Source organism: Candidatus Kapaibacterium sp. (genome assembly GCA_025059875.1).
Classification (GTDB): domain Bacteria; phylum Bacteroidota; class Ignavibacteria; order Kapaibacteriales; family HRBIN21; genus HRBIN21.
On the sequence record JANXCT010000003.1, the window covers coordinates 82962 to 94533 of the forward strand.

At 54.8% G+C, this 11572-nt stretch carries 3 protein-coding genes and 3 pseudogenes; 1 reads left to right on the top strand and 5 read right to left on the bottom strand.

All coding sequences use genetic code 11. The features are described from left to right. Positions 1-196 precede the first annotated feature (196 nt). On the bottom strand, positions 197-3235 hold the full coding sequence (locus tag NZ960_05215; protein ID MCS7177006.1) for a right-handed parallel beta-helix repeat-containing protein: 3039 nt from the start codon (positions 3233-3235) through the stop codon (positions 197-199). 325 nt (positions 3236-3560) lie between these two features. Between NZ960_05215 and prpD the strand changes: the two are divergent. Further along, positions 3561-3958: pseudogene (gene prpD / locus NZ960_05220) on the top strand (2-methylcitrate dehydratase). A 718-nt stretch (positions 3959-4676) separates the two neighbouring features. On the opposite strand, the pseudogene rmuC reads toward prpD, so the two are convergent. The 4 genes and pseudogenes from rmuC to NZ960_05240 all read right to left on the bottom strand — a co-directional run bounded on the left by rmuC (position 4677) and on the right by NZ960_05240 (position 11175). Then, positions 4677-6021: pseudogene (rmuC, locus tag NZ960_05225) on the bottom strand (DNA recombination protein RmuC). A gap of 524 nt (positions 6022-6545) precedes the next feature. Next, positions 6546-7636 (bottom strand): annotated as a pseudogene (locus NZ960_05230) (aromatic ring-hydroxylating dioxygenase subunit alpha). A 64-nt stretch (positions 7637-7700) separates the two neighbouring features. Further along, positions 7701-9569, bottom strand: coding sequence for a hypothetical protein (locus NZ960_05235; protein ID MCS7177007.1), 1869 nt, complete (start codon positions 9567-9569; stop codon positions 7701-7703). Positions 9570-9843: 274 nt separating this feature from the next. Continuing rightward, the gene (locus NZ960_05240) at positions 9844-11175 is read right to left on the bottom strand and encodes a hypothetical protein (protein MCS7177008.1); all 1332 of its coding nucleotides are present in this window, start codon (positions 11173-11175) and stop codon (positions 9844-9846) included. Positions 11176-11572: the final 397 nt, after the last annotated feature.

The following is an 11572-nucleotide window of genomic DNA, read 5'->3' on the forward strand; positions in this document are numbered from 1 at the left end:
TACTCTGCCACGCTGTTTATCGTACAGGTTGTCGGCAAATCTACTTTGTGACCAATCCGCAACCCATTGCCATTCGTGGGTCCACCTGCGACATGGTCGGCAAATCTACTTTGTGATCAATCCTCAACTCACCCACGCGTCGAACGCTAGTCGTGATGGTTGCTGGCAAATCTACATGGTTTGTAGCAATCCGCAATTACTTTGCGGTCGTCCCCCGATGCACAACTTTGAGAGTTTCTCTACGCCCCTCGTTATACTGAATATGCACCAGGTACACCCCCGCTGCTAACCCGCTCATCGGCACCACTACCCGCTCCTCCACCACACCCCTGTACACCTCCCGCCCATCCACGGACACCACCCTTACCGTCCCCCGCTCTGGCAGTAGCACCGTCAGCATCTCCTCCACCGGGTTCGGGTACACTACCGCCCACTTCTGAAGAGGAACCTCGCCATGATGCCCTATCACTGTTGTATCATATCTGACGCGCATCAAAATCCGGCTCCCCCATGGTGCCACTTGCACACGCCCCCACACTACTTGACTATCCAACGTCATGTACACCCATCCCCGCGGTAGCTCAACTGTGCGAACCGTGTCCGATGGATTGATGAAGATTGGAAACAGCTCCTCAAACGACGGCACCGTCTGCGGGTCAATCTCCTCGACGTTGTAGTAGCTCAGCCACACGGTATCTCCCGGCTCCATAACCACGTGCGGCATTGTCCAGAACTGCCGAAACCGCGGCTGGTAATACACCCGCAGTGTGTCCCCCTTGTACGGCTGTCGCACCGGCAGGGCAAAGTGGTAGGGAATGATGATAGTATCTCCTGTATTCGGGTGAATTGTCCGCGGCCACCACACCGACCAGTACTCCTTTCGCCGATTGCTTGCCCAAAGGAGACTCCACCGGTAAATTTCGTTCGGTGCTGTAAGAGTGGAATAGAACGGCTCTCCACTAACCATTACAAAGCCCGCCCAGTGATTGCGAGCAGTATCTGGATACCAGAGCATGACCGCAGGACCTCCCAGCGGTGAATTTGCCACTCGCTCCATCTGAACTCCGCCGAATGGCCGGATTGGCAGCGGCTCTATTTCCAACACTGCATTCCGTATCAGTTGCCGCTTCACACGAGCTGTATCCCACGCTCTCAGCTGCACCCACTCCAGCCACCGGCTCAGTGGCGATTGCTCGTACGGCGTTCTGCTCCTGAGCTGCCCGAAACCGTACACAAAATCCCTTCGTTCCTCCGCACTCCAGTGAAAGTATGCCGGAGCGTAGGTCGGCAGGGCGTAGAGGTTCTCGTTGACGAGGTCAAATCTGTCAGCTCTTCCGTTTCGAGAGTAGTCAAGGGCAGCCACAGCTGCTGTCCCATGCATTGGTCCAAAAAACACATTTCCTCTCACCTCACACCCGCGGATTTCTGTTCCCTCCCCTGCTACTGCATCGGCACCTTGCACTCTGCAGTTGTAGAAGGTATTCCGGTAAATCTTGATGTTCCGGACCGGACCGCCTCCATAGTAGTTGTGGCACCCCAAGTCGGTACCAATTACAGTGTTGCCGTCCCAGACGACATCATGCGGACCAACATCGCTGTAGATGCCTATCGCAAAGGGCCTCACGATGTAGGCATGGTGGGACTTATCCCCGTTGTGGCCCTTGATGAGAATGTTGTTGCGCACAATTCCGTTCCTGCAGTAAAAGCCGAGCTTGATTGCTGCGCAGTCGGAGTGATGCATACAGAAGTTCGTGATGAGGTTCTTTTCTATCACAAACGGGATGGTTCCCTTGTATGCACTGTCCCATCGAGCTTCTGTGACGTAGGATGCAAAGATTCCTGCTTGGTCGGAGCTGTCAATGACGTTGTAGCGTACAATGACACTGTCAATGTTATGGCCCACAATGATGCCACCAGTCTCCACCACAAACCGCGAGCTATCGACGCTTGCGGTTTGCCATGACCATCGGTGTGGGAACCCAGTCCGTTTGATTGTGTTGTGCTCTACATACACCTTCCGCGTCATGCATCCAGGATGGCCAAGGAGTCTCGCAGGAGTTCTCCCGTACACGCAGACGGGAAAAACACCAGTGTCGAAGAACTTGTTATTGACCACCGAAAGTCCTTCTGCAAGGAAGTTCCAAACTCCTCGGAAGCAGTCTGTGAACATGCAGTTGCGAATCGTTACATCCTTGACCCCTGCCAGTCGGACACCTTCAACGAGCCGGGAAAAGTGAATGTTTTCGATAACAACGTTCTGGAGAGGAAAACGCGGAAGAGTGTCATACGAGATTGTGAGCACTAGCCCTCGAGAGAGATAGTTGATGTTTCGATTCGCTTGGTTGATCCCGATGACCATCATTTCGTACTGCTGCGGCTCAAAGGGAAGCTCTGGCGGCAAAAGGTACAGCGTGTCGGTCTGCTCGTCATAGTACCACTCGCCGGGCTTGTCAATGAATTCCCTTTTGCCCTCAAGGTAAAACCGGGAGCCTCGCAAAGGATAAGCCCATCCCCAACTAAGCGTGATCAAGCTGTCGCCCGCCTGCCGGATTACCTTCGAGCAGCCCCACGAGTAGTCAGCCCCAACTGAAGCCCACACAAGCGCTCCAGCCGCGGAGGGCAACGCCCCCTGCCCCCTGGCAAGAACAAGCGTATCGGGTTGAGAAGGGTCTTGTGCTCGGACGTTTGAAAGGATGAGCATGGTGTCGTTCGGGAAGCGTGCGGGAGTAAGAGGAATGCCTTTGTAGAACACCCTCAGTGGCATCAGGCTGTCGTGTCCCCCAAATGGCTTTGCCACTCTGACGATACCATCTGTCCCCACAACAATACTGCGCGCCGAGTCGCTCAAGCGCCATGTTCCCGTAATCATTGGAAGCGGCGCATCTGGAGGTCCGTAAGCTGTAATCACCACTGGCAAGCCAGGCTGTGTCAGGAGCCTGCTGTGGAGGCTAATCCAGTACGCCAGCGGACCCCACGACTGCGCATACACAACTCTGAAGGTATCTCCTCGCAGCAATGCGATTGTGTCCCCTCGCTGCAGCGCATCACCCCCGATTGCACCACCCCACAACAGATGCTGCAACATCTGCACCGACCTCAACGCGGTTGCCGGCGTCTTGCCATCATTCCTGTCGTCCCCCTGCGACGACGAAAAGTACCACGTCCGTTGACCAAACGCCACGTGGACACACAACCACCAGCTAAGCACAACGATCGCTTTCAGCCGCAGAGCCATGGCATCTCTCCCGTTGTGGCACGAGAAGTGCACTGAGAATAGCATACTGCTGTTAATCAACGGCTTTTTCAGAGACCTCGTTCCACGCGTCACCCAAAAGCATAACAGCGGAACCGCCTGTTGCACTACTTTTCCTAACCACCTCTCCCACTCGTTCACTACGTTGCCAGCAAATCCAACCCGCAAACGCCACGAAGTCACCGATCGAAAAACAAAGCTACATCTGGGCCTGTGGTCGCTAGAGAGGACAGTACTTGCGGCGACCACCAGCCCTCTCCCTAGGAAAACGGAAGCAGCATACGAATTTTCGCATAGCTTACACAACCTTCGCACGCACGAAGCTGCGATTCGCACTATTGAAAAAGGCCATGTCTATAATCCCACCGATCGGGATCTTTGCAGCCAGTATACATGGTCGCTGTCCCCCTCATCCTTGGGTGTCTAACCGCAGTCTACTACGGAGACGGGGTTGCTACAGGTCCGCGTATTGATGTGCTACGGAGGAAGATTGTCTGCGCGCGAGATCCGCAGTTTGCCAAAGACTACCATGACCCGGAAAAATGCTCGCTCGCAAACAGCCTCACTGTTGGACTCAACGACGCCACCCTCCTCGACGAAGTAGCCGCCGAGTAACCAATTCGTCACAAACGCTGGCGCAAAGAAGGCATTCCCGAGCTGCTCCAAAAGTTCAAGACAAACCTAGCACGAAGGTTCCCTGGAAAACACTGGACTTTAACACCGTTGCATAGATGCCTATCCACGAGTACACGGACCTATCTGGTGATTGAGGTGCCCACCAGCAGACAGGCTCTCAACACTGTGCACCACAAGCACTAATTCTCTGCCGTGAGCATGCACGTGAACTCGACTCAGCAGGTTTAGTTACCGAAGAGACAAACAGTGAAATGGCTGGCCCTCGCTTGAAGGAGTATAGACAACGCATACGAACTTCCGAAGCCCGATGTACTGCTCTTCTCCCTCAAGCTGCTCGAGCAAATCCTCACGCCTCTGGCGAAACTCATGTCATCGTTTCGATACCGCAGCTACCTGCTCTACGACGTTCCGCGTTCGGAGCACCTTGAAACCTGTACTCTGCAATAATCGCTCGTTTTCACCCAACAGCGTATACAAAGCCAATTGGGTTTCGATTTGCGATCTCGTCATCGGTCAGAATGGCGGTGACCACACTGAGTCGGTGACAGCGCCCCAGGTTATAAGACCCCGAACCACTCCTTGAACCAGCTTGGAGTTGACCGGTGTGACTCTCATCAGGATCAACGGGTTCGTCATGGGAGATGGCTCTGAAGCAATACTCTATCTCCGTGAGAACACACATATCGCTGCCCAACGGTCAGGTTCGGCCGCATTGCGGAGCAACGTCAGTTGCAACCCGTTATTGGGTGGCCGGGTTGCCAACTTGACCAGATCGAAAGGGAATTTCCTACTGGTCGGCCATTCCTTCGTTTTCCGCACCCTCCGGTTCAACAATAACCTCCGCACCTCCGGCCGGTAATTGTAGGATCCGGATGGCTTCTTCCTCAGGCAACTGTTCGACGGAACGAAGTTTCCGCTCCATAGCACGAGTCCGCATGCTGGTCTCTTCGATCGTGCGGCTAGCTGCATTGAGCTGTCTCTTTACCTTGTCTAGGACTTCGCCGAACTTTCCGAACTCCGTCTTTATAGCTCCAAGGACTCTCCATACCTCCGCTGCACGTTGCTCGATCGCCAAGGTCTGGAAGCCCATGCGGAGGCTACTCAGAATGGCTGCCAAGGTTGTGGGACCGGCAACGACGACGCGATAGTTGTGGGACCGGCAACGACGACGCGATACCGGTGCAGGAGGTCCTCGACAAGGGCTGGCTGCCGAAGCACCTCGGCATAAAGACCCTCGGTAGCGAGGAACATAATGCGAAATCAGTGGTAGCGGGTGGGTGTATGTACTTGTCGTGAGTTTCCTTCGCAGCCTTCCGGACAGTTTGTGCCAAGGCCTCTGTTGCCCTTTGAACCGCCTCAGCATCCGCGCTCTCCGCAGCCTCTTGCAAGCGGAGGTAGTCCTCCTGGGGGAACTTGGAGTCAATAGGAAGCCACACGCAGGCCCCGGGATTGTCCTTTGGCCCCGGCAACCGAATAGCGTACTCAACTGCTTCCGTTAATTCCTCATTCACGCGGACGTTCCTTTCGTACTGTCCATTTGTGAGAATCTGCTCCAAGATCGCTCCAAGCTGGACTTCACCCCACGTTCCGCGTGTTTTCACATTTGTCAGAACCCGCTTGAGATCTGCTACTCCAGTGGCCAAAGCCTGCATTTCGCCAAGACCCTTCTGGACCGCCTCCAATCTTTCACTAACGAGCAAGGACTCGCCAAGGCGCTTCTCAAGGGTATCGTGGAGCTTCTCATCCACTGTCTTGCGCATTTCTTCGAGCTTCTTTTCGTTGCCTTCCTGAAGTTCCTTGACGCGTATGTCGAAGGTCGTGCGGATGTTCTCCAGTGCTCTCTGGCTAGAATCCGTGATTTCTTTCAACTGCTTCGTCATGCTCTCAAGCTGGTTCTCCTGGAGCTTGCCCATGCTCTCGAGCGTCTTCGAAAGCGTATCGTAGGCTGATTTCAAAGTGGCAGATATCTCTTCCCGAAGACTCTTTGCCTCCTCACGCCCCATACGGAGTTCATCGCGCAGTTCCTTCCCAGCGTTCTGGAAAGCCCACGACGAACGAACCAGCACGACGACCACGAGGACAACCGTGAGGGCCGTGCCGAGCAAGATCAGCCAAAGGAGGACCTCATTCATGACTTACTCCATGCCACATAGCGATTGAGTTTGTATAGTTCTATACAAGCCGCTTCCACCGCTTCACTGTTGGCATAAAACGTCTCTGGAGTAAGTTCTTTGCTATCAATGTCCCCAACATGGCTGTTGTCATCCCCGGGTCTCATTCGGTTTCCGTATGACATGCCTTCATTCTCTCGACTGTATCTTGTCCTACTGCGGTTCAGAACGTGCGTACATACCATCGTTGTTTTCACATCCTTACGTCCTACAGACTCCTGCGTTATGTGGATATTGTATCTGGCACGCGAAAATATCTCGATGGACTACCACTCCAAATCACGAGAGTGAAATTGCCATAACTATTCATAACGGTCACGCAAAACGTATCGGGCACAAACGTACAATACACTCGCTCTCATGCTCGCAAATCCGTAGCGACCGCCCATGCATGTTGTTTGTTACATCACCTCCGCAGCAACCACTGAGCTACTGCAGCGTCAAACCGTTGTGGCTCCCGACGTGCTTTGTAGGGTTTCTTCCAGTTACTGCCCCAACACCTTCGCCACTAGCCGACAGAGGTGGTGAACGCCTTGTTCCTGCGAAGGAGAGAAGCGGCCAGCCTTGTAGAAACGTGATTGGATCCCCCGCTGGACTGCTTCCACCACCGCTTCTTCTTCGCGCTCCACGCGGTCCAGCTCCGCTCCCGCTCCGACGCTGAGCTTGTCGGCTCGCCACACGTACGAACGAAAGCTCACCCGCGTCAGCCTTACCTCCAACGGCCGCACAATGTTCAGCGACAGTCCCCACGGATAGAAGTTGAACATGATGTTCGGGAACAGCCAGAAGTAGTACGCGGCGATTTGCTGGCCAGCATCCTCGTGCTCGGGCGGGAGTTCGAAGACCTCCTCTCCTCCTCGCGCAATCCCAACCTGACAGCTCCCCCATGGCAGTAGCTCTGTCCGGTACGCTTCGCAGTCCAACGCCGCTGCAAGGCTGCGGTGCACAAACGGGATGTGGAATCCCTCCAGGTAGTTGTCGCAGTAGAGCGCCCAGTGCGCCCGCACCAGGTAATCCCGCGAGCGGGCAGGATCAAAGCGGAACTCCTCGATGGGCAAAAACCACACCTTGCACTCCATTGCGGCAATCCATTCTTCAAACGGCACAAGAGGATCAAGCGAGGTGAACAGAAACTGCCGCCACCGTCCAAGGGGCAATTGCCGTAGGTTATCGGACTCGCATGGAAAGTTTTCCATCCCCTCTGTTGCAGGCATGTGGAGGAATCGCCCATCGAGCGCAAAACGTCTGCCGTGGTAGTTACACGTGATTACCCGTTGCAATCGCTGCGGATGCCACACAAGCAAATTCCCTCGGTGGGTGCATACGTTCGATAGACACCGAATCTGGTCGTGCTCATCTCGCACAAGCACGAGCGGCTCTTCCAGGAAACCTTCCATGAATACACAAACGGCAGCGCATCGCCCGGAACACGGACATAGTCTTCGGCTCCCACGATCATCTGCCACGAGCGCGCGAAGATGCGCTCTCGGCATGCAGCGAACATCTCTGGCGAGCGGTAGAACTCTGCCGGCAGCGTCGCTGCGCGGCGAATGTCGTCGTGAATCTCAAGCTTCATCGTCCATACAGTCGCTGGGAACGACGGCCTCGCATAACGGCTCAGCAGCTCAATCGTGGACTCGCTACTGAGAGACCACCACCGAACAACACATGCGCCCCTGAATCCTCAGGCATAGGAAGTATGCTCCCGAGGGCAAATTCCCTAGTCCCAGACGATACACCCCTGGGCGGAGCTCAGTCAAGGAGGCCCGGTAGCTTATAGCCTGTCCCAGGAGATTGTAGAGGCGCACGCTCACTCCTGGATCGGCAAGACTGCTTGGTTGGTCGGTGACGATGGTAACGCTCTCCCCGTCATAGTCAAATGCTAGACAGTCAAGGCCGGATCGGATTGCTTCTACCGACTGTGGCGAATCGGCGCAGTTGGTGATATAGCGCAGCGTCGCAGAGAGCTTGGGAGCTGGTACTTGTGCTGTGTCCTGATGGAGGTCTTCCAGCAAGCCCCACGAGCCATACTGGGCACTGCGCCCAAACACAAGCGTGAAGTTCATCAGCAACCAGGGATGAACTCCCCGGTGAATGCGTTTTAGGTACTCGTAGTTCTCTACGTACAGGTTGTACATCGCTGTGTCGCGTTGGATGTCCAGTAGCACCTGGTCGTAGGAAGACGGCACACCAAATGGAATGGGCGTGATGTGTTGCCCACCTTCGTAGAAGTACACCTTCTTGCCCAGCGGCACGGCAATGGAGTCCACAATCTCCTTGATCCAGACCCATTCCCGCTCAGCGCGGTCGCGGCGCACACGTTCGGCAAGGAGCGCGACCGTCGCGTTACTACCCAAGGAATCCAGCAGCGCATCGCTCTCCTCGCTAATGCCGAAGTAGTACGTCGGCGCAACAGCATCGAAGCTGCCGGGACGAAGGTTGACAGCAATCCGCCGGCTTACATCCAGCCATGAGGTGAACATCCCAACAGCTCGTGTGATGCGGTGGAGCTGCCCGGCATACTCTTCCGTCCAGATATCCAGCGCCTGCTGGATTGCCGGCACAAGGCATTCGGGCCAATAGTTTCCTCCCTGTTCGCAGTGGTATCGCTCCCACAGCCAATGGGATTGCCCGAAGATGGCGTTCCAAATTTCATTGCTGAACTCCACCACCAGATGGCGCTGTGGCTCAAGATTATCCCGGAAGAATCGAGCCATCGCACGGATGTAGCCTGGGCTGGCATTGTGTGGAACGCAGACCCAACCATCCAGGTCGTAGTCGTTCATCAGCTTGACCATGTACTCGTAGGGCACGCCCTTTGAGTGAGTGAACGTGTAGTAGCCCGGTTTGGAGCGTTCTTCCCACTCGAACGTCTTCTGGGGGTTGATGCTGTCCGGATGGGGTTGTCCCCAATTGTTGGTATGTCCCCAGTCCATAAAGCGCACAGCTTTGAACTTTCTCACCCACTGCAACCAGCGAGGATTGAACGGCTGCTGGCGATACGTTGCCACATGTCCTGGCATAATGAGCCGCACATTCCGCACGGGATTAAGGGAATCCGACCGCAGGATACACAGCTCAAGCTGTGCCCCGCGCGGAGCAGGGAAGTCGAACGTAATCGTGGAATCATTGACCTGGCGCCAATTCTCGATCGGGCCGGTCATCTGGAATTCCCCACGTCCTTCCCATAGCAGCGTGTAGGTACCCGGCTCCCAGCTATCGGTAACCGACCAAATTGTGCAAACATACTGCGGCAAGGGATGATGGGGAGTTCGCTGGGGGAGATGCGTGGGATAGCCATTGGTGTCGTATTGCAGATACCGCGCTTGCTGAGTATCAAATTCATAGTCTGGGTCATTCAGCGCTTTCGTGTACCACTGGCGGCACACCTTCATCATGTCCACGAAGGGAATCTCTGTGGCCCAGTCAAACAGCCCACTGAGGTTCGTGCCCAGCCGTAAGCGGCAGGTATCGGGCAATTGGGCAAAGACTACAACACTTCCTTCCAATATGCACAGAGCAAGCGCATACAAAATAAGGTACCGAGGCAATAGGAATCTTGAACGTTGACTTCTCATTACCTAAATGGACCAAGTGGCTTCGGCATTGTCGTTGATGTTGGCACCCCGGCGCAGTTCAAAGAAGGAAGCTTAACGTAAAGTGGGATACAGCAATCGAGCGTTTCATTTTTCTCTCCACCGTAGTTCAGCAGTACAAAGAAAACAAGACAGTACACGCTTCCATTCACCCAACACCAACGTCTCCAGCACCAGAACGGGTGTATTACCGTCCGATAATCACCGGTCGTGCAAGTGTTGCAGACGTCGTCCGCAAAACGGCGACATACACACCTGCACAAAGATCACTCGGTATTGGTACAGCATAGCTACCGGCATCATGGTACCCTTCCAATACCACACCAGCATGTCTGCCCTGCACGTCGAAGAGCAACAGGCTAATAGCGCCCGGCTCTGGCAGAGTAAAGAGAATGTGAGAACCGTTGACGACAAGCGTTTCGCTCGAGGCAGGAAGCTGAACATCTGCAGAACTGACAGCGCTCGTACTGAGAATCCACCCAAGCATACGATTGAGGGATGCATTATATCCCCGACCAACAATGTATCGGCCATTCGGCGAAACCGCATATGCCTGCATGAGACGAGAACCATCAGCAACAACACTGGGGTAGAGCAGCTCGATAAGTTTCATGCCGTCCTGTTCGGTCCACACAAATGCGCTGGTCTGGTTATTGTCGAACGTGATCTGTCCCACAACAGTTTTCCCATCAGCACTCACATCGTATGCTCGCCCGTATGCACCAATTGTCTGGATGTCGCGCATTCCACTGCTTGCTGTCCAGCGAAACGGACGCTCAACATTGGCAACGTTTGCAGACCAGCCGACAATGACACTTCCATCAGCAGAGGCAGCACGCGCTTCGCTGAGTGATCCTCCAAGCGTACCGAGGGTGTCATATGTACCCGCATACCAACGAAAGGCGATGCTCCGGGTGTTGTCGAGCGTTGTTGCATTCCCAACAATCGTTGTCCCATCTCCGGAAACGCCATGAGCAATGCTCCCTGCAAACTCGGTCGCTGGCAGTATCCGGGCAGCATCGCTCCCAACCCAGCGAACCGCATGGAAAACGCCGGTATTGTCCGCGTTTGAGTAGCCTACAGGAATGTCTCCCCGGGCAGAGAGAGCCACTGCACCCGCTTGGTATCCGTTTGGTCTGATTGCGTGGAGCACTTCCGGTTCGCTCTCAGTCCACAGGGCACCGCGCTCGCCATTCGGCGTTGCGATGATGCCAGCTATCACCTGTCCATCAGCGCTAATAGCACGGGCTTCGTCGGAGGGAGACTGCGCAATTGAATCAAGTATCTGGAGCCCTGTTGCAGCCGACCACCGGACTGCACGACGGATCTCTGTTGCTAAGTTCGCTGGGTTTGGATAAGCTATCATACCAACCGCAACCCCTGCATCATTGACATCCCAAGCGGTGCTATTGGTAATAACCCTCGTCTGCTCAAAAAGCCACCACAACTGCTGTGCGGTAGCTGTACCCGATAGCAGAAGCACAGCAGCGACTGCTGTATAAACAAAAGCACGCGTCATGGCAACACTTGGTCTACGAGTGAGACAGCAACTCTGCACAAACTTTTTGTACAAACTTATGAACGACGCTTTGCTTCCCTGCAACAATTCCATCGGTGATACGGGGACAGTCGTCGCGATAGGATATTTTCAATAATCGCTCGATGTGCGAAAAGAATTCCTCCGCCGGTGGACAGCCCCTATCTTCCTGTAGCAAGGGGAGAGATTGGAGAGGCCCCGGACGCTGCCAGCACAGAAGCAATGTCCACAGAGCATCCAACACAACCCCATGGCACATCTCACTAACAGCTCCAACCCCCGAATGCCCACGAGATCATAGAGCACCCATCAAGCTAAGACAGCACTGTAGGCTCTGTCGCCCCAGAGGAGCCTCGATTTTCTGGCTATACTGTAAGTT